At 73.8% G+C, this 18,269-nt stretch carries 17 protein-coding genes; 5 read left to right on the top strand and 12 right to left on the bottom strand.

What is annotated here, in order from left to right; translation table 11 throughout:
* Nucleotides 1–33 precede the first annotated feature (33 nt).
* Nucleotides 34–285 (bottom strand): hypothetical protein, encoded by a 252-nt coding sequence (locus HNR21_RS12550; protein WP_182705334.1) that lies wholly within the window; start codon nucleotides 283–285, stop codon nucleotides 34–36.
* A gap of 98 nt (nucleotides 286–383) precedes the next feature.
* Here HNR21_RS12550 and HNR21_RS12545 point away from each other — a divergent pair, with 98 nt between their 5' ends.
* Complete coding sequence (locus HNR21_RS12545) at nucleotides 384–641, top strand: GntR family transcriptional regulator (protein ID WP_182705333.1); 258 nt, start codon at nucleotides 384–386, stop codon at nucleotides 639–641.
* A gap of 68 nt (nucleotides 642–709) precedes the next feature.
* Here the strand turns inward: HNR21_RS12545 and HNR21_RS12540 are convergent, their stop codons facing one another.
* Nucleotides 710–994 carry a hypothetical protein gene (locus tag HNR21_RS12540; protein WP_182705332.1) on the bottom strand — a complete coding sequence of 95 codons (285 nt, stop codon included), beginning with the start codon at nucleotides 992–994 and terminating at the stop codon, nucleotides 710–712.
* A gap of 176 nt (nucleotides 995–1,170) precedes the next feature.
* Here HNR21_RS12540 and HNR21_RS12535 point away from each other — a divergent pair, with 176 nt between their 5' ends.
* Entirely contained in the window at nucleotides 1,171–1,620 is a 450-nt protein-coding gene (locus HNR21_RS12535; protein ID WP_182705331.1) for an MFS transporter, read from the top strand.
* Between the two features lie 15 nt (nucleotides 1,621–1,635).
* On the opposite strand, the gene HNR21_RS12530 is transcribed toward HNR21_RS12535, so the two are convergent.
* Together HNR21_RS12530 and pdxR are read right to left on the bottom strand one after the other, a co-directional pair.
* Entirely contained in the window at nucleotides 1,636–1,863 is a 228-nt protein-coding gene (locus HNR21_RS12530; RefSeq protein ID WP_119727341.1) for a hypothetical protein, read from the bottom strand.
* 34 nt (nucleotides 1,864–1,897) lie between these two features.
* Nucleotides 1,898–3,304, bottom strand: a complete 1,407-nt coding sequence (gene pdxR / locus HNR21_RS12525; RefSeq protein ID WP_119727340.1) for a MocR-like pyridoxine biosynthesis transcription factor PdxR — start codon at nucleotides 3,302–3,304, stop codon at nucleotides 1,898–1,900.
* Nucleotides 3,305–3,445: 141 nt separating this feature from the next.
* Between pdxR and HNR21_RS12520 the strand changes: the two genes are divergently transcribed.
* Nucleotides 3,446–5,086 (top strand): fumarate hydratase, encoded by a 1,641-nt coding sequence (locus HNR21_RS12520; RefSeq protein WP_182705330.1) that lies wholly within the window; start codon nucleotides 3,446–3,448, stop codon nucleotides 5,084–5,086.
* Nucleotides 5,087–5,089: 3 nt separating this feature from the next.
* On the opposite strand, the gene HNR21_RS12515 is transcribed toward HNR21_RS12520, so the two are convergent.
* A complete protein-coding gene (locus HNR21_RS12515) occupies nucleotides 5,090–6,481 on the bottom strand; it encodes a serine/threonine-protein kinase (protein ID WP_182705329.1) in 1,392 nt (463 codons plus the stop codon).
* A 176-nt stretch (nucleotides 6,482–6,657) separates the two neighbouring features.
* On the opposite strand from HNR21_RS12515, the gene HNR21_RS12510 reads away from it, so the two are divergent.
* Nucleotides 6,658–7,911 (top strand): serine/threonine-protein kinase, encoded by a 1,254-nt coding sequence (locus HNR21_RS12510; RefSeq protein ID WP_182705328.1) that lies wholly within the window; start codon nucleotides 6,658–6,660, stop codon nucleotides 7,909–7,911.
* 167 nt (nucleotides 7,912–8,078) lie between these two features.
* The gene (locus HNR21_RS12505) at nucleotides 8,079–9,470 is read left to right on the top strand and encodes a class II fumarate hydratase (RefSeq protein ID WP_182705327.1); all 1,392 of its coding nucleotides are present in this window, start codon (nucleotides 8,079–8,081) and stop codon (nucleotides 9,468–9,470) included.
* A gap of 48 nt (nucleotides 9,471–9,518) precedes the next feature.
* Here HNR21_RS12505 and HNR21_RS35195 read toward each other — a convergent pair whose 3' ends face one another.
* The 7 genes from HNR21_RS35195 to HNR21_RS12470 form a co-directional block, all read right to left on the bottom strand.
* Nucleotides 9,519–10,061: an aggregation-promoting factor C-terminal-like domain-containing protein gene (locus tag HNR21_RS35195; RefSeq protein WP_246442119.1), complete on the bottom strand. Its 543-nt coding sequence runs from the start codon at nucleotides 10,059–10,061 to the stop codon at nucleotides 9,519–9,521.
* Between the two features lie 181 nt (nucleotides 10,062–10,242).
* Entirely contained in the window at nucleotides 10,243–10,860 is a 618-nt protein-coding gene (locus HNR21_RS12495) for an aggregation-promoting factor C-terminal-like domain-containing protein (RefSeq protein WP_182705326.1), read from the bottom strand.
* A 657-nt stretch (nucleotides 10,861–11,517) separates the two neighbouring features.
* Complete coding sequence (gene phoH2 / locus HNR21_RS12490) at nucleotides 11,518–12,846, bottom strand: RNA 5'-3' helicase PhoH2 (protein ID WP_119727334.1); 1,329 nt, start codon at nucleotides 12,844–12,846, stop codon at nucleotides 11,518–11,520.
* A 264-nt stretch (nucleotides 12,847–13,110) separates the two neighbouring features.
* Nucleotides 13,111–13,926 carry an isoprenyl transferase gene (locus HNR21_RS12485; RefSeq protein ID WP_119727333.1) on the bottom strand — a complete coding sequence of 272 codons (816 nt, stop codon included), beginning with the start codon at nucleotides 13,924–13,926 and terminating at the stop codon, nucleotides 13,111–13,113.
* Between the two features lie 108 nt (nucleotides 13,927–14,034).
* Nucleotides 14,035–14,556, bottom strand: a complete 522-nt coding sequence (abmR, locus tag HNR21_RS12480) for an ATP-binding transcription factor AbmR (protein ID WP_182705325.1) — start codon at nucleotides 14,554–14,556, stop codon at nucleotides 14,035–14,037.
* 248 nt (nucleotides 14,557–14,804) lie between these two features.
* Complete coding sequence (locus HNR21_RS36340) at nucleotides 14,805–15,968, bottom strand: C40 family peptidase (RefSeq protein WP_312881004.1); 1,164 nt, start codon at nucleotides 15,966–15,968, stop codon at nucleotides 14,805–14,807.
* 256 nt (nucleotides 15,969–16,224) lie between these two features.
* Nucleotides 16,225–18,216: a thioredoxin domain-containing protein gene (locus HNR21_RS12470; protein WP_182705323.1), complete on the bottom strand. Its 1,992-nt coding sequence runs from the start codon at nucleotides 18,214–18,216 to the stop codon at nucleotides 16,225–16,227.
* Nucleotides 18,217–18,269: the final 53 nt, after the last annotated feature.

Genomic DNA, 18,269 nt, shown 5'->3' with positions numbered 1-18,269 from the left:
CGGGAACTCCCCTCCATCCGGCGTGCCCGCCGTCTACCCGGTGACGGGCCGGTCCCACACCGCCAGCGCGGCCGGGGTGTAGATCACCCGATGGCCTCTGCGTTCCAGTAGCCGGCCAACCGGCTCCCAGCAGGTGCGGCACACCGGATGGCCGAGCCGGTCGCAGACGACGTCGGCAGGAACCGGATCCTCGTGCGGGAGGGCGCGGCAGAGGGCGCCGTCGGGGGCGCGGTCGACGGTGTAGGCGTCGACCGCAATGGGGGTCACAGGACGTGGCGACGTCATGTCTCGCAGGGTACGCCAGCCTGTATCTATCTGTCACGAGATGACTCGTAACAACTCGCGATGACGAGCATTATCGCAGGTCAACTAGCGTCGTCACGGTGAGTGTCGATCTGGAGGGGCCTGAGCCGCTGTACCGGCAGATCGCCGCCGTGATCGCCGGTCGGATCAAGAACGGCACGTACCGGCCGAACCGGGCCGTGCCCTCCGAGGCGCAGATCTGCGAGGAGTTCGGCGTGTCCCGCCGGACCGCCCGGTCGGCCTACGCCGTGCTGGCCGAGCAGGGGCTGATCATCACCGTGCCGGGCAGGGGGACCTTCGTCGCACCCCAGAGCAGCGAACCGCCCGCCGGGCCGTAGCCGGGCGGGCGGTTCGGGGGCCTCGCCGCTTTCGGTCGCCACGTCAAGGGCGAGGAGCTGAGCACAGCCTACAGGGACGCCACGACGGTCAGCAGCCACCAGTGCACGCCTTCCGCCCATCCGGGCGGCAGCGCCAGCACCGCGGCGGCGGCCACGCACCCGGCCGCCGTGCGCTCCGCCGCCCGCACCAGCAGTTCGCGGACCATCTCCCGGACGTCGGTGCCGGGGTGCCGGGCGGCGTGGTCGCGGGCGGCCCGCCAGGCGGCGCGGCGGGCCTGGTGCTGTGCCCACAGGCGGGCGCCGCGGCGGGCGATACGCTCACGTTGCGCCACCCAGTCGGCGTCCTCGTGCATGCGGCCTCCTCGGGGAGGCCCGGCAGACTGTAGATACTGTTCCGTGTCCTGCTAGGTCACGCTCCGCTATTCACCTGGATAGCCGCCAGGTAGTACGCCGCTCACCAGGTCGATACAGCGCGAAATACCTGGAGGACGAGCTGGGCGCGGGCGGGGTGGCCGCTCCGCTCGGCTACGTGGCGTACCAGGTGGCCATGGTGGTGAGCCGGGCGGCGGCCGACTTCGGCGTGCGGCGGTACGGCGGCGTCGCGGTGATCAGGGCGGGGGGCGTCGTCGGGCTGCTAGGGATGCTCGGCGTGGTGGCCGCGCCCGGCGCCCCGGCCGCCATCGCGGCGTTCGCGGTGGCGGGGCTGGGGCTCGCGGTGGTGGCGCCGGTGGCGTTCTCGGCGGCCGGGCGGGTCGACCCGACCGGCCTGGGCGTGGCGGTGGCCCGGCTGAACGTCTTCAACTACGCGGGCTTCGTGCTGGGCGCGGCGATCGTGGGGGCGATCGCGCCGCTCAGCGAGACCGACGGGCTGCGCCTGGCGTTCGCGGCGCCCGCCCTGCTGGTCGCGGTGATCGTGCTGCTGGCGCGGGGCTTCACGACACAGCCGGCCACCACGGCGCGGGCCGCGGCAACCGGCTGAAGGGCTCGGGCGGGGTCACTCCTCCAGGGCGGCCACCGCGTGCTCGCCCTCGCGGGTGGCCTCCTCGGGGGTCATGGTCCGCTGCGCCTCCTGCACCGCCAACGTCGCGGCGTCCATCGCGGCGCGCGCGGTGATGGCGTGCTCGTGCGCCCGTTCCAGATCTCCCAGCCCGAGGCAGTCGAACGCCACCTGCGCGTCGTGTACGGCCAGTTTGAGCTGGCGTGCCGCCTCGTCCAGACTCATCGGTCACCCCTCTTTCGTCCCGGTGGCCCGCCTATTACCCCGGATTCACCTCCGCAATCACCTGCCGCAGCACCTGTACCGACGCCGCCAGACGTGCCTCACCGGCCCGCCCGTAGCCGATGACCAGGGCGGGAGGGGCCGGTCGCGACCACATCGGAGCCGCCCCCTGCAGGACCACGCCGCGTTCGGCGGCCATGGCGACCACCTTGTCCTCGTCGCAGCCCTCCGGCAGCTCGACGTACACGTGCAGGCCCGCCGCCACCCCCTGCACCCGCGCCCGCGGCAGGTGGCGGCGCAGCGCCTCGACGAGGGCGTCGCGGCGGGAGCGGTAGCGGCGCCGCAACGCCCGCAGATGCCGGTCGTAGGAGCCGGTGGCCAGCAGGTGGGCCAGCGCGTGCTGCTCCAGCACCGGCCCGGCGATGTCGGTGGCCGCCCGGTGGCGGCGCAGCCGCCGCGCCAGCCGGTCCGGGGCGACCGCCCAGCCCAGCCGCAGCGCCGGGGCCAGCGACTTGCTCACCGACCCGGCCAGCACCACCCGTTCGGGATCCAGGCCCTGCAGGCAGCCCACCGGCTCCCGGTCGTAGCGGAACTCGGCGTCGTAGTCGTCCTCGATCACCAGGCCGTCCACCGACCGCGCCCACTCGATCAGCTCGGCGCGGCGGTCCGGCGCCAGCACCACCCCGGTCGGGAACTGGTGCGCCGGGGTGATCATCACCGCGCGGGCCGGGGAGGCCGCCAGCGCCGCCACGTCGATGCCGTGGGAGTCCACGCCGATCCGCACCGGCTCCAGCCCGTTGGCCCGCAGCCAGGGGATCTGCCGGTGCCCGGCCGGGTCCTCGACCGCCAGCGCGGTGTGCCCGTCGGCGGCCAGCAGCCGGGCCAGGGTGGACACCACGTGCGCGACCCCGTTCATCACCACGATCCGGTCCGGCGCGGCGTGCGCCGCCCGCACCCGGCCCAGGTACCCGGCCAGCTCGGCGCGCAGCTCGAAGGCCCCGGCCGGGTCCGGGTACGACAGCGCCTCGCTGGGCAGCGTGCGCAGCGCCGTGCGGATCGCCGACGCCCACAGCTCGCGGGGGAACGCCGCCAGGTCAGGTCCCGGCCGCAGGTCGACCGGGCTCGGGCCGGAGCCCAGCTCGCCGGCGGGCTCCTCGTGCCGCCACACCGGCGCGGAGCGCAGCGGCTCGTCCGGGCGGGCCAGCGGCGCCACCCGGGTGCCGTCGCCGCGCCGCGACACCAGGAAGCCCTCGGCCACCAGCTGCTCGTAGGCCGCCACCACCACCCCGCGCGAGACGTCGAGGTCGCGGGCCAGGTCGCGGCTGGAGGGCAGCCGGGTGCCGGCGGCCAGGCGGCCCTGCCGGACGGCGGCGCGCAGCCCGGCGGCGATCTGCGCCGACAGGCGTCCCGCGGCGCGGTCCAGGGGCAGGTGCAGGTCCGTCACATGGCTCTCCCAGGCCGATGATCACCACCAGGGTGGCATGCCCGTGAGGTGCTTCACCAGCCCGATCCGCGCGCGGGCCCGCCCCCGGCGCGTCGTAATCTGAGTGGCGCCCCTGCTCCTGGTGACGCGAGGAACGTGACGATGCCTGAGTTCTCCTACACCGACCTGCTGCCGCTCGGTCCGGACGAGACCGAGTACCGGCTGCTCACCGCCGACGGCGTGGCGACGTTCGAGGCGGGGGGCCGCACGTTCCTGCAGGTCGAGCCGGAGGCGCTGCGGCTGCTGTCGGAGACGGCGTTCCGCGACATCTCCCACCTGCTGCGGCCCTCGCACCTGGCCCAGCTGCGGAAGATCCTCGACGACCCCGAGGCCTCCCCCAACGACCGGTTCGTGGCGCTGGACCTGCTCAAGAACGCCGGCATCGCCGCCGGCGGGGTGCTGCCGATGTGCCAGGACACCGGCACCGCCATCGTCATGGGCAAGCGCGGCCAGCACGTCCTCACCGACGGCCGCGACGCCGAGCACCTGTCGCGCGGGGTGTACGACGCCTACACCAGGCTCAACCTGCGCTACTCCCAGATGGCCCCGCTGACCATGTGGGACGAGAAGAACACCGGCAACAACCTGCCCGCGCAGATCGAGCTGTACGCCGCCGACGGGGACGCCTACAAGTTCCTGTTCATGGCCAAGGGCGGCGGCAGCGCCAACAAGTCGTTCCTCTACCAGGAGACCAAGGCGGTCCTGAACCCCAAGCGGATGCTGGCGTTCCTGGAGGAGAAGATCCGTTCCCTGGGCACCGCCGCCTGCCCGCCGTACCACCTGGCGATCGTGGTGGGCGGCACCAGCGCCGAGTACGCCCTCAAGACCGCCAAGTACGCCTCGGCCCGCTACCTGGACACGCTGCCGACCTTCGGCTCCCCGACCGGCCACGGGTTCCGCGACCTGGAGCTGGAGCAGCAGGTGTTCGAGCTGACCCAGCGGCTGGGGATCGGCGCGCAGTTCGGCGGCAAGTACTTCTGCCACGACGTGCGGGTGATCCGGCTGCCCCGGCACGGCGCGTCCTGCCCGGTGGCCATCGCGGTGTCCTGCAGCGCCGACCGGCAGGCGGTCGCCAAGATCACCCGGGAGGGGATCTTCCTGGAGCGGCTGGAGACCGACCCGGCCCGCTTCCTGCCCGACACCACCGCCGACGAGCTGGGCGGCGACGTGGTGCGGATCGACCTCAACCGGCCGATGGACGAGATCCGCGCCGAGCTGACCAGGTACCCGGTCAAGACCCGGCTGTCGCTGACCGGCCCGCTGGTGGTGGCCCGCGACATCGCGCACGCCAAGATCAAGGAGCGGCTGGACGCCGGCGAGCCGATGCCGCGGTACCTGCGCGACCACGCCGTCTACTACGCCGGCCCGGCCAAGACCCCCGAGGGCTACGCCTCCGGCTCGTTCGGCCCCACCACGGCGGGCCGGATGGACTCCTACGTGGAGCAGTTCCAGGCGGCCGGCGGCTCGCTGGTGATGCTGGCCAAGGGCAACCGCTCCCAGCAGGTCACCGACGCCTGCAAGACCTACGGCGGCTTCTACCTCGGCTCGATCGGCGGCCCGGCCGCCCGGCTGGCCCAGGACTGCATCAAGAAGGTGGAGGTCCTGGAGTACCCCGAGCTGGGCATGGAGGCGGTCTGGAAGATCGAGGTCGAGGACTTCCCCGCGTTCATCGTGGTGGACGACAAGGGCAACGACTTCTTCGCCGACACCACCGGGCCGCTGCTGACCATCGGGCGGCGCTGAGCGTCACTCGTCGTCTTCCTGGGGACCGCCGGGCTTGTCGCCGGGGCGCTTGCCGGAAGGGGTCTGCGGCTCGGTCGTCGGCTCCGGTTCCTTGGAGCCGGTGCCGGGCGAGGCCGGCTCGGTGGTCTCGGACGGCGGCCCGGACGAGCCGGGCGGGGACGCCGGATCCGGTGCGGCGGACCGTGGCCCGCGGGTCCGGGAGCCGTCCGAGGGGGTCGGCGTCGGACCGGCGGCCGGGCGGTCGTCCGTGGGGGCGCCGCCCGGCGGGGTGTCCGGACTGGAGTTGGAGCGGGCGGGGTCCTGCGGGACCCGGGTGGTCACGGTGACCTCCACGCGCGGCGGGGCCTCGGCGCCCGCGTCGCCTGCGGGGGTGGCCCCGACCAGGAAGCCCGCCAGGGTGCCCGCGCCCAGCGACACCGCCGCGGTGGCCAGGCCGGTCACCGCGCGCCGGCGGTCCCGGTGCCGCGGGGCGACGACCGCCTGGGGCACGGGGTCGGGCAGGGGCGGTGCCCACAGCTGCTCCACCGCCAGGGCGGCCGTCTCCTCGGCGCACGGCTTGAGCAGGGCGCTGAGCAGGTCCTCGGCGGTGGGGCGCAGCGCGGGGTCCTTGGCCAGCGCCGCCTCCACCAGCCTGCGCAGCGGCTCCCGCACCCCGGCCAGGTCCGGCGGCAGGGTGAGGATGCCGTGCGCGAGCTGCTCGCCGTCGCCCTCGCCGAACGGGTGCCGCCCGGTGGCGGCGTAGGCGATCAGCATCCCCCAGCCGAACACGTCGCAGGCCGCCCCGGCGGTCCCTCCGGTCAGCCGTTCTGGAGCGATCCACCCGGGGCTGCCCATCACCACCCCGTCCCGGGTCGGGCCCTCGGCGCCCTCCAGCGGATGCGCGATGCCGAAGTCGATGATCCGCGGCCCGTCGGCGGCCAGCAGCACGTTGGACGGCTTGACGTCGCGGTGCACCACCCCGGCCCGGTGCACGGCGACCAGCGCGTCGGCGACCCCGAGGGCGATCGCGTAGACCTGGTCGTGCGGCAGCGCGCCCCGTTCCTGCACGACCTGCGACAGCGGCGGGCCCTGGATGTACTCGGTGACCAGGTACGGCTGCGCCCGGTCGCTGCCGTCCTCGATGACCCGGGCGATGCAGCAGGACCCGATCCGGCGGGTGTGGGCGGCCTCGTCACGGAACCGCCGCCGGGCCTCCGGGTCGGCGGCGTGCGCCGGATGCAGCGTCTTGACGGCCACCAGGCCTCCCCCGGGGTCCTTGGACTCCCCCAGGTAGACCAGGCCCATGCCGCCGTTCCCCAGCCGTCCCAGCAGGCGGTGGCCGCCCACGGTGCGGGGGTCGGCTGGCAGCAGCGGCAGCACTCCGGCGGAAAGCGTCGAGCGCTCCTTGGCGTTCACTGTCGGTCCGGTCCTTCCGCATCGGCGCCTTCGGCGGCCCCGCGCCCGGGCTCGCGGCGGTTCTCCTTCCCAGAGATCGGCGACAGATGCAAGCGAAACCGCGAGACCTGAATGATTCGGTGAACCTGCGGCGATCCCGCCGTGCCGAACGCGCCCATTCCGGTATCTTTTCCGCCATGTCTCAGTCTGAGCGCCTCGTGCTGGCGACGCGCTATCGGCTGGTATCCGAAATCGGCCAGGGTGCGAACGGCACGGTGTGGCGGGGGCACGACGACCTGCTCGACCGCGCGGTGGCGATCAAGGAACTGAGGCTGCCGGCCGATCTGGGCGAGGAAGAGCGGGTGGTCTTCTACCGCCGGTGCCTGCGCGAGGCCCGCGCCCCGGCCCAGTTGCGCACCCCCTCGATCGTCGAGGTCTACGACGTGGTGATCGAGCAGGGCCGGCCGTGGATCGTGATGGAGCTGATCGAGGCGCCCAACCTGGAGCAGCTCATCGAGCGGGAGGGCCCGCTGCCGCCCGAGCGGGTCGCCTACATCGGCCGCCAGCTGCTGGACGCGCTGGCGGTGGCGCACCGCTCCGGGATCGTCCACCGCGACCTCAAGCCGTCCAACGTGCTGCTGGACGGCGACCGGGTCGTCCTCACCGATTTCGGGCTGGCCTTCTCCTCGGGCGCGACCAGCCTGACCAAGTCGGGGCACTTCATGGGGTCCCCGGCCTACGTGGCCCCGGAGGTGGCCGCCGGCGAGCGCGCCACCCCGCAGGCCGACCTGTGGTCGCTGGGCGCCACCCTGTACGCCGCGCTGGAGGGGCATCCGCCGTTCGAGCGCGGCAACGTGATGGCCACGCTCAGCGCGCTGGCCAACGAGGACCCGCCGCCCGCGCAGAACGCCGGGCCGCTGGCCCCGGTGCTCAACGGGCTGCTGCAGAAGAACCCGCTGCGGCGGCTCAGCCACGCCCGTGCGGTGGACCGGCTCGAGCGCGCCATGTCGCCGCGGCGCGCGGCGCGCCGCCAGGCCACCCCCCGGTACCGGCTGGCGGTGGTGGTGGGGCTGGTCGCCGCCACGCTGGCGTCCTGCGGCGTCGGCGTGGGAGCGCTGATCGTCGGGATGGTCCGGGAGAGCCCCGGGCAGGCGGTGGCCGACGACGGGCGCGACGCCACCGCCAGGCCCGTCACCGCGCCGCCCGCCGCGGCGACCAACCCGCTGGTGATCCGGGCGGTCGGCGACACCTGCCGGATCTTCGTCGCCGAGGCCGGATCGCTGAACCTGGAGTTCCGCGGCATGATGGCGCGCGGCGAGGAGCGGGTCTTCGACAAACCCCGGCTGTCGGCGGTGATCTACGACAGCGCCGCCTGCGAGGTGTGGGTCAACGGCCGCAAGCAGCCGATGGGCGCGCCCGGCACCCGGAAGGACTACCTGGTCCAGAAATGATCCGCCGGCCGGGAATGCCCGGCACCGCCGGCACGGCTGCATCTTGACGCAGGGACGCACAGGGAGCCCTCGCCGGCGCGCCCGGCCCTCCGGCCCCGTTCCTTCCGGGGACCGGGGGTAGGACGGGAGCGACGGCGGCGAGGGCGCAGTGGCCGGAGGTGTCGACGATGACCGAGCAGGGCTACCGGGTCGAGCGGGACTCGATGGGCGAGGTGCGCGTGCCCGCCGAGGCCAAGTGGCGGGCGCAGACCCAGCGGGCGGTGCACAACTTCCCGATCTCCGGGCGCGGGATCGAGCCGGCGCAGATCGTCGCGCTGGCCCGGATCAAGGCCGCCGCCGCCGCGGTGAACGCCGAGCTGGGGGTGCTGGAGCCGGACATGGCGGCGGCGATCGCGGAGGCGGCCCGCCAGATCGTGGACGGCCGCTGGCACGACCAGTTCCCGGTCGACGTGTTCCAGACCGGGTCGGGCACCTCGTCCAACATGAACGCCAACGAGGTGATCGCCACGCTGGCGGCCGAGCGGCTGGGCCGGCCGGTGCACCCCAACGACCATGTGAACGCCTCCCAGTCGTCCAACGACGTGTTCCCGTCGTCGATCCACATCGCGGCGACCGAGGCGGTGGTGGGCGAGCTGATCCCCGCGCTGCGGCACCTGTCGGCCTCGCTGGAGCGCAAGGCCGCCGAGTTCGCCGACGTGGTCAAGGCGGGCCGCACCCACCTGATGGACGCCACCCCGGTCACGCTCGGCCAGGAGTTCGGCGGCTACGCGGCCCAGGTGCGGTACGGGGTGGAGCGGCTGGAGGCGGTGCTGCCGCGGCTGGCCGAGCTGCCGCTGGGCGGGACCGCGGTGGGCACCGGGATCAACACCCCGCCCGGGTTCGCCGCCAAGGTGATCGCGGCGATCGCCGCCGACACCGGGCTGCCGCTGACCGAGGCCCGCGACCACTTCGAGGCGCAGGGCGCGCGGGACGGGCTGGTGGAGGCCAGCGGGGCGCTGCGCACCGTCGCGGTCGGACTCAACAAGATCGCCAACGATCTGCGCTGGATGGGGTCGGGGCCGACCGCCGGTCTGGCCGAGATCCGGCTGCCGGACCTGCAGCCGGGATCATCGATCATGCCCGGCAAGGTCAACCCGGTGGTCTGCGAGGCGGTGATCCAGGTGGCCGCGCAGGTGATCGGGAACGACGCGGCGGTGGCGTTCGGCGGGGCGGCCGGCAACTTCGAGCTGAACGTGATGCTGCCGATGATGGCCCGCAACGTCCTGGAGTCGATCCGGCTGCTGGCCAACGCCTCCCGGCTGCTGGCCGACCGCTGCGTGGACGGCGTCGAGGCCGACGCCGAACGCTGCCGCACCTACGCGGAGTCCTCGCCGTCGATCGTCACCCCGCTCAACCGGCACCTGGGGTACGAGGAGGCCGCCGCCGTCGCCAAGCAGGCGCTGCGCGAGCGCAAGACGATCCGCCAGGTGGTGCTGGAACGCGGGCACGTCGACGCCGGCCGGATCACCCTGGAAGAACTCGACGCCGCCCTGGACGTGCTCGCCATGACCGGACGCTGAGCCATTTCCGAGGCCATTCCGGAACGGCCGCGGACCCCTCGGCGAGGCTCAGTACCAGCCCTTGTCGCGGAAATGCGCCCAGGCCCGGCACGGGGTTCCGTAGCGCTGGGCGATATAGCGCAGGCCCCACCTGATCTGGGTGCGCGGGCTGGTCTCCCAGTCGTCGCCGGCCCCGGCCATCTTGGAGCCGGGCAGCGCCTGCGGGATGCCGTACGCGCCGGAGTGCGGATTGCTGGTCAGGTGGTTCCAGCCGCTCTCACGGGTCCACAGCCGGTCCAGGCAGCGGAACTGGCGCGGGTCGGGCCAGCGGCGCTGGATCAGCATCAGGCCGAGCATCCGGTTGTGTTCCGCCCGGCCGCCGTGGTGGTCGCGGCCTTGCCCGCGCCCCGGGCGGCGCTTGGCCGGGCGGTGCGCGGCGAGGCGGCGCGCGGACGGGCGCGCCGTCTGCGACCCGGCCTTGTGGGGCTGGGCGATCCGGTGGCGTTCGGCCCGGCCGGCGGTCTCCTCGGCGACCCGCGCGTCGGCCGCCGGCATCGGGCCGAATGCGACCGCCAACGCGGTCAGCACGGTTCCGGCCCGTTTTTTGCGCATGTCGCATTCACCGTCGTCGTGTTGTCGTGACACGTGAGTGAATGTGCGACGGCGGCGGCTCGCCGAATCGTCGGGGCGGGAACTCTCTGCCGCCGTTTTACCGACCTTTCGACGGCGTCATGCGTTCGGCCCGCGGAAAAGGCGGGCGGTGGGCCGTCCTTTCCGCGGGCCGAGGGGCCGGTCAGTACCAGCCGACGCTCTGGGAGTGCGCCCAGGCCTCGCAGGGCGAGCCGTAGCGGTCCTTGATGTAGCCCAGGCCCCACTTGATCTGGGTGCGCGGGTTGGTCCGCCAGTCGTCGCCGGCGCTGGCCATCTTCTCGCCCGGCAGCGCCTGCGGGATGCCGTAGGCGCCGGAGGAGGGGTTCTGGGCGGTGGTCCGCCAGCCGCTCTCCTTGTCCCACAGCTTCACCAGGCAGCCGAACTGGGTGTCGGGGTCGAACCCGAAGCTCGGCAGCATCGCCTTGGCGATCCGCTGCGCCTCGCCGGCCGGGACGGGGTTCCCGGCGTACGCGCCGGGGGTCCTGGTGGGCTTGGGGGTGGGCTTGCGGCCCTTGGGCTGCAGTTCCAGCCGCCTGCCGGCGTCCTTGCGGGCGGCCTGGTCGGCCCGCTCCAGGTTGAGCCGCCGCCGCTGCTCCTCCAGCACCCGGGGGTCGGGCCGGCGGGGCGCGTCGGCCTGCGGCGTGGACTTGGCGGCGGCGGCGGTCTTCCCGCCGTCGCCGGCCGTCGCGAACGCCGCGACGGCGCCGGCGCCGACCAGCACCACGGCGGCTCCGGCCACCGCCGCGATCCGCAGCGGCATGCGCCCGGACGCGTTCTTGTGGCCGCGGCCCGCCTGGGGGGCCTGCGGCCCGGTCTGCGGGTCCCGGCCGGGCTCGTCGAGCGAGGCACCGGCGACCCGGACGTCCTCGGGGGACGTGGTGGGGGCGAACTCCTGCCGCTCCGGCTCTGCCGGGCCGGTCTGCGGCTCCCATCCATCGCTGCGATCGTCTCGCCTACTTGGGGACCCCGGTCGGTCTCCGTACAAGGCGGCCCTTCCGACGGTCGCACGCGCATGGGCACGCGTACGAAGGCGTCCACCTCCTGGCCGCGGGCCCGCGGTGATCGCCCGCACCGGCCCGGCCGGAGCGGTGACCCGACGGGGGGCTGAGCAGGGACCGGCGGGTCCGCACCGCTCGGAGGTGCTTACGGCTGCACACAATGCCCGAGGTCACCGGGTGGTTCGCAACCAAAACGCAACATTTGGAGCGGTCGCGGCCGATGTCAACTCGGCGCCGAACGCTCCGGATCGCCCGGCAGAGCTGGGATTTGAAGGGTTTACCGGGCTTGGTGTGACCTTTACCACAGTATTGCGGAACGGGATGACGTCAGCACGCATAGTGTCCGCTTGTGAACTCGTGCATGACGACGCGGACCCGCCCGCGGCCGGCCGCGGGCGGGTCCGGGACGAACGCGCCGGTCAGGCTCCGACGTCGCCGAGCAGGTCGGTCACCAGCGCGGCGATCGGGGACCGTTCCGAACGGGTCAGCGTCACGTGCGCGAACAGCGGATGGCCCTTGAGCCGCTCCACCACGGCGGCCACCCCGTCGTACCGGCCGACCCGCAGGTTGTCGCGCTGCGCCACGTCGTGGGTCAGCACCACCCGCGAGCCCGCGCCGATCCGCGACAGCACGGTCAGCAGCACCCCGCGTTCCAGCGACTGGGCCTCGTCGACGATCACGAACGCGTCGTGCAGGGACCGGCCGCGGATGTGGGTCAGCGGCAGGACCTCGAGCATGTCACGGTCCAACACCTCCTCGATGACCTCCGGGGTGGTCACCGCCGACAGGGTGTCGTAGACCGCCTGCGCCCAGGGCGACATCTTCTCGCCCTCCGAACCGGGCAGGTAGCCCAGCTCCTGGCCGCCGACCGCGTACAGCGGGCGGAACACCACGACCTTGCGGTGCCGGCGGCGTTCCAGCACCGCCTCCAGGCCCGCGCACAGCGCCAGCGCCGACTTGCCGGTGCCGGCCCGGCCGCCCAGCGACACGATCCCGACGTCCTCGTCCATCAGCAGGTCGAGCGCGATCCGCTGCTCGGCGGACCGGCCGCGCAGCCCGAACACCTCGCGGTCGCCGCGCACCAGCCGCACCGACTTGTCCGGCTGCACCCGGCCCAGCGCCGAGCCGCGCTCCGACAGCAGCCGCAGCCCGGTGTGGCAGGGCAGCTCGCGGGCCTGCTCCAGGTCCAGCGTCCCGGTCTCGTACAGCTCCTCGACCTGCGCGGCGGTCGCCTCCAGCTCGCGCATCCCGGTCCAGCCGGACTCCACCACCATCTCGGCCCGATACTCCTCGGCGGCCAGGCCCACCGCCGACGCCTTCACCCGCAGCGGCAGGTCCTTGGAGACCAGCACCACGTCCCTGCCCTCGCGCGCCAGCCAGGCGGCCACCGACAGGATGCGGGTGTCGTTGTCGCCGAGCCGGAACCCGTCCGGCAGCACCCCGGGGTCGGAGTGGTTGAGCTCGACGCGCAGCGATCCGCCCTGGTCGCCGAGGGGGACGGCCTCGTCGAGACGGCCGTGCTCCAGCCGCAGGTCGTCCAGCATGCGCAGCGCCTGGCGGGCGAAGTAGCCCAGTTCCGGGTGGTGACGCTTGGCCTCGAGCTCGGTGATGACGACGATGGGGAGCACGACCTCGTGCTCGGCGAACCGGGTCATCGCCCCCGGGTCGGCGAGCAGGACACTGGTGTCGAGGACGTAGGTACGCCGCTGTGGCTGCTGGGTCTGGCGGCGCCGGGAGGTTGTGGCCACTCGCTCTCCTTCGGGCCCCGCCACCGAACCGCCGACGCGCGTCCGTGGGCGGACACCCCTTGGTGTGGTCCGGAGGCGGCCCTCCGGATCGGCTCTTCGGTGCGGGAGAACGACCCCCCGCACCCCCCGCACGCCGCATCCTCGCCGGTCCGTCCTCGCTCGCCCGGGGGCTCGCTGCGGGCGGTGCCGGCCGCGGTGCGCGGGAGAGCGCCCCGGCCCGGCCCGGTGGCCCGCGGCGGGCCGGGCGGCCCTCCGGGGAACGGGTCAGGACCCGAAGCGCCGGTGCCGCGCGGCGTAGGAACGCAGCGCCCGCAGGAAGTCGACCTTGCGGAAGTCCGGCCAGTGGACCTCGCAGAAGTGGAACTCCGAGTGGGCGCTCTGCCAGAGCAGGAAGCCGGAAAGCCGCTGCTCTCCCGAGGTCCGGATGACCAGGTCGGGATCGGGCTGGCCGCGCGTGTAGAGATGCTCGGCGATGTGCTCGACGTCGAGGACCTCGGCGAGCTCCTCGATGCTGGTGCCCTTACCCGCCTGCTCCAGGAGCAGTGAGCGCACCGCATCAGCGATCTCACGCCTTCCTCCATACCCAACCGCGACGTTCACAATCAGCCCGGGGCGGTCGGATGTGGCCTCCTCGGCGTCTTTGAGGACGCGGGCGGTCGAGTCGGGCAGCAGGTCCATCGCCCCGACCGCCTTGATGTGCCAGCCGTCGGCGGCCAGCTTGGCCACCGTGTTCTCGATGATCTCCAGCAGCGGGCCGAGCTCCTTGGCCGGCCGGTTGAGGTTGTCGGTGGACAGCATCCACAGGGTGACCAGCTCGACCCGCGCCTCGGTGCACCACTGCAGCAGCTCGCTGATCTTGTCGGCGCCGCGCTGGTGGCCGGTGTTCACGTCGGCCAGCCCCATGGAGCGCGCCCACCGGCGGTTGCCGTCCAGGATCACGCCGACGTGGCGGGGCACCCGGTCGGTGGGCAGCGACGACTCGACGCGGCGTTCGTAGATCCGGTAGATGGAGTCGCGCAGCGCGGCGTACACCGGGCTGCGCCTGATCGCCGCGGTCAGCCTTCCCCGCCGCACCGTCATGGGCCTACCTCCGCGAGCGTCCCCCGTCGAAACGACGCCTCATTATGGCCCGGATCGCCGGGTTCGCGGCCCAACGACGAGAACTCCCCTCCGGACGAAACCTGCCCGTCAGACCTTGGGACCGGCCGCCCGGGCGCGTTCCACGTGCTGCAACGCCGCCCGCAGCTCGGCCAGCCACTCGTCGGCGTTCCGCCCGACCAGCCGCACGCACCAGGCCAGCGCGTCGCTGCGGCTGCGCGCCACCCCGGCCTCCACCAGGGTGTCCAGCACCCGCCGTTCGGGCTGCCGCAACCTGGTCATCACCGGGACCGAAAGGTTGGTGAACATCTCCCGCCGGCCCCCGCACTCGGCCCCCCAGGAGACCTTGTGCCCGAACCGGTGCTCGGCCTCCCGCGCGATCGCGATCCGCCGTTCCCGGGTCTCCTCCCGGAACCGCGCGATGTGCCCGGCCAGCGCGGCGTCCCGCTCGACGTCCGAGACGTCCCCGGCCAGCTCGGGCGGGGCCAGCCGCCCCACCACGCTGACCTCCTCCCGGTCCACCACGACCTCGGGCGGTCCCTCGAACCATCCCTCCGGCAACCGCCCGGTGAACCACCCGCGCAGCTTCTCCGCTGCTTCGCTTGTAGTCATGTAATCAGTATTACAAGACATCGGGGCCTGGGGGCGGAGCCCCCAGAACTTCCACCCAAGCTTGGGACGGCCCAATCCTCAGTCGGCCGGAGCGGAGCCCCCAGGCGGAGCTCCGGCCGACTGAGCGCGGTCGGACCACCGCAACCGCCCGGGTGGAGCGAGCCGCCAGGCGAGCGGAACCCGGGCGGCGAGGATGGTCCGAGCCGCGTGCGGGGGGCGTGGGGGGTCGTCCCCCCACAAGAGACACGTCACAGCCCCGAGGCCTTCAGGCGGGCGCCCATCTGGGGGTTGACCCGGACGGCGCCCTTCATGTTGCGGGTGTAGACCCGCTGGACCTGGACGACGGTGCCGCGGCGGGGCGCGGCGATCATCTTGCCGTCGCCGATGTAGAGGGCGATGTGGGAGATGTAGCCCGGGGCGGTCGGGTCGTTCGCCCAGATCAGCATGTCGCCGGGGCGGGCCTTGGCGTAGGGGATGACCCAGCCGGCGCGGGCCTGGTCGGCGGCGACGCGGGGCAGGCGGATGCCGGCCCGGGCGAAGGCGTACTGCATGAGGCCGGAGCAGTCGTAGCCGCCCTCGGCCTCCGACTCGCCGCCCCACACGTACGGCCAGCCCAGGCGGCTGTAGGCGGCCCTGATCACGGTCTCGACCTGCTGGGCGTTCATCACCTGGCCCCTGGCGGCGGGCAACTGGCCGCCGGGCGCCGGGGCGTCGAGCTCGGGGCTGACCTCGACGGTCTTGGCGCCCTTGGGCAGCACCTTGCGCAGCGCCCTGGCGATCTTGCCGGCGTCGCGCTTGGAGGCGCTGATCAGCAGCGCGTTCCCGGTGGGGACGCCGAGGTCGCGGGCGGCCCGGCGGGAGACGACCGCGTCGACGTCGGACAGGCCCATGGTGGCGTACGCGCCGACGCGCATCTGCGACTGGCGGGTCCGGCCGCCGACCGGGACCTGGCTGCCGAGCTTGATGCCGCCGTCGTTGCCCATCGTGAACGAGATGGCGATGTCGCCGCCGGCGATGTTGCGCCACAGCGCGTCGGACTCGGCGGTGGGCTCGGGGGTGAACGCCCGGAACGTGGAGGGCTCCACGCCGAGCAGGCCGACGCGTTTGCCGCCGACCATGGCCTGGGCGGCGTCCACGACCTCGATCCGCCTGACGCCCTTGGTCCTGCGGACCCGTTCGACGACGCCGGGCGGGAGCGTGGCGGGCGCGGCGACCAGCAGGTGCGGGGTGGCGCGGCCGCGCAGCGGCGCCACCGTGGCCGGGGAGACGCCCAGGCCGGTGGACGCGGCGACGTAGCGCTGGCTGCGGGTGGACTGCTCGGCCGGGTCGGCGGCCTGCCGCCAGGAGGCGATGACCGCACCGTTGGCCGCGAGGCTCGTCACGATGCCGACGCCGATGACCGTCGGTAGCACGCGGCGGCTCGGCCCAGGCACGGCACCACTCCCTCATCGCGACCCCTCGGCGGGGCTCCGCTCCCCCACCGGCGCGCGCCCCGACTCGCGCCCGGAAATACCCGGACGGAACGCCGCCACCCCGACCCTATGGGCGACGTAACGTCAGACGCACGTGCGTTACTCAGTGGTAACACCAAGACGCAACGAGATCAAGGTCACTCTCCGGTCAAATCATCTGACGCGCCCGGATGTCATGAGGTTCCCGGCACTCCGGTCAGGCCCCGGCGATCTCGGCCTTCAGGTCGGCGGGGGTGGTCACCGGGAGGCGGCAGGTGAACCCGCGGCACACGTAGGCCGCCGGCCCGCCGTCGACCGGGCCCCGGCCCTCCAGCAGCGGCACGTCCGCGGCGGCGCCCGCGTCGCCGACGGTGATCACCGCGCCGGGCGAGACCGCGTCCAGCGCCGCCCGGTGCAGCGCGCGGGTGCGCTCGTCGGCCGGGTCGCCCACGATCGCGATCTCCAGCGGGCCCGCCGCCAGCGCCTCGGCCACCGCCAGGCTCCAGCCGGCGAACCGGGCGTGCTTGTCGGCCAGCAGCGCCGCCGGGCCCAGCGCGGCGACGGCGGCCTCCCGGTGCCGGGCCGAGCCGGTCAGCGCCGCGTACGACAGCAGCGCCCCCGCCGCCGCCGACTGGCCGGACGGGGCGGCGTTGTCGGTGGGGTCCTGCGGACGGCGGAACAGCCGTTCGGCGTCGTCGGCGGTGTCGTAGAACCCGCCCTGCCCGTCGGGGAAGTGCTCCAGCACCGCGTCCAGCAGCGTCCCGGCCAGCCGCACGTGCGCCGGGTCGCCGGTGACGGCGTGCAGCGCCAGCAGGCCCTCGGCCAGGTCGGCGTAGTCCTCCAGCACCCCGGCGTTCGCACCCGGCACCCCGTCGCGGGAGGTGCGCACCAGCCGCCCGTCGTCCGTCAGGTGCACGTTGCGGATCAGGTGGACGATCTGCTCGGCGGCCACCACCAGGTCGGGCCGGCCCAGCAGCGCCCCGCAGTCGGCCAGCGCGGCGATCGCCAGCCCGTTCCAGGCGGCGACCACCTTGTCGTCGCGCGCCGGCGGCACCCGCTGCGAGCGCGCCGCCAGCAACCGGGTCCTGATCCGCTCGTAGAGCTCCCTGTCGGCGGGGTCGGCGGGCAGTTGCAGCACCGAGGCGCCGTGCTCGAACGTCCCCTGCGCGGTCACCTTGAACATCGCCGCCGCCTCGGCCCCCTCGGCGTCGCCGAGGACCTCGCGGAGCTGGTCGGGCGTCCAGACGTAGTACTTGCCCTCCACGCCCTCGCTGTCGGCGTCCATCGCCGAGGCCAGCCCGCCCTCGGCGGTGCGCAGGTCGTGCAGCATCCAGTCGCAGGTCTCCAGCGCGATCCGCCGGGCCAGCGGGGTCCCGGTCAGCCGGTACCAGTGCGCGTAGACGCGGGCCAGCAGCGCGTTGTCGTACAGCATCTTCTCGAAGTGCGGGACCACCCACGCCTCGTCCACCGAGTAGCGGGCGAAGCCCCCGCCGAGCTGGTCGTACATGCCGCCGCGGGCCATCGCCTCCAGGGTGTGCGAGGCCATCGCCAGCGCCTGGGGGTCCTGGGTGCGGGCGTGGTGGCGCAGCAGGAACTCCAGCACCATCGACGGCGGGAACTTGGGCGCGCCGCCGAAGCCGCCGCGGACGGTGTCGTAGGAGGCGGCCAGCGACTCGACCGCCTGGGCGAGCCGGTCCGGCGAGGGCGGCTCCACCCCGCCCGGCAGGGCCGTGCGGGAGGTCAGCGCCTCCACCACCTGCCGTCCCTGGCCCACCACCTCGTCGCGCCTGTCCCGCCAGGCCCGCGCCACCGCGTCCAGCAGCGCGCGGAAATGGCCGCGCGGGTAGTAGGTGCCGCAGTAGAACGGCGCGCCGTCCGGCGTCATGAACACCGTCATCGGCCACCCGCCCTGGCCGGTCATGGCCTGGGTCGCCTCCATGTAGACGGCGTCCACGTCGGGCCGTTCCTCCCGGTCCACCTTGACGTTGACGAACAGCTCGTTCATCAGCCGGGCGGTGTCGGGGTCCTCGAACGACTCGTGCGCCATCACGTGACACCAGTGGCAGGCCGCGTACCCGACGCTGAGCAGGACGGGCACGTCACGCCGCCGGGCCTCGGCGAACGCCTCCTCGCTCCACTCCCACCAGTCGACCGGGTTGTCGGCGTGCTGCAACAGGTACGGGCTGGTCGCGTCCTTGAGGCGGTTCATGCCGACGATCCTGCCCCATGACCGTCGGATAACCCTCTCCGGGCCGTGCTGAG

This window comes from Thermomonospora cellulosilytica (genome assembly GCF_014138835.1).
Lineage (GTDB): Bacteria > Actinomycetota > Actinomycetes > Streptosporangiales > Streptosporangiaceae > Thermomonospora > Thermomonospora amylolytica.
Note: the sequence above shows the minus strand (reverse complement) of the source record. Positions and strands in the feature narration are given on the sequence as shown.

What these genes read in the sequence shown, in the direction of transcription:
- HNR21_RS12550 (WP_182705334.1), bottom strand. Translation starts at nt 285, where the DNA reads ATGACGTCGCCACGTCCTGTGACCCCCATTGCGGTCGACGCCTACACC.
- HNR21_RS12540 (WP_182705332.1), bottom strand. Translation starts at nt 994, where the DNA reads ATGCACGAGGACGCCGACTGGGTGGCGCAACGTGAGCGTATCGCCCGC.
- HNR21_RS12530 (WP_119727341.1), bottom strand. Translation starts at nt 1,863, where the DNA reads ATGAGTCTGGACGAGGCGGCACGCCAGCTCAAACTGGCCGTACACGAC.
- HNR21_RS12520 (WP_182705330.1), top strand. Translation starts at nt 3,446, where the DNA reads ATGCCTGAGTTCTCCTACACCGACCTGCTGCCGCTCGGTCCGGACGAG.
- HNR21_RS12510 (WP_182705328.1), top strand. Translation starts at nt 6,658, where the DNA reads ATGTCTCAGTCTGAGCGCCTCGTGCTGGCGACGCGCTATCGGCTGGTA.
- HNR21_RS12505 (WP_182705327.1), top strand. Translation starts at nt 8,079, where the DNA reads ATGACCGAGCAGGGCTACCGGGTCGAGCGGGACTCGATGGGCGAGGTG.
- HNR21_RS35195 (WP_246442119.1), bottom strand. Translation starts at nt 10,061, where the DNA reads ATGCGCAAAAAACGGGCCGGAACCGTGCTGACCGCGTTGGCGGTCGCA.
- HNR21_RS12495 (WP_182705326.1), bottom strand. Translation starts at nt 10,860, where the DNA reads ATGCCGCTGCGGATCGCGGCGGTGGCCGGAGCCGCCGTGGTGCTGGTC.
- HNR21_RS12485 (WP_119727333.1), bottom strand. Translation starts at nt 13,926, where the DNA reads ATGACGGTGCGGCGGGGAAGGCTGACCGCGGCGATCAGGCGCAGCCCG.
- abmR (WP_182705325.1), bottom strand. Translation starts at nt 14,556, where the DNA reads ATGACTACAAGCGAAGCAGCGGAGAAGCTGCGCGGGTGGTTCACCGGG.
- HNR21_RS12470 (WP_182705323.1), bottom strand. Translation starts at nt 18,216, where the DNA reads ATGAACCGCCTCAAGGACGCGACCAGCCCGTACCTGTTGCAGCACGCC.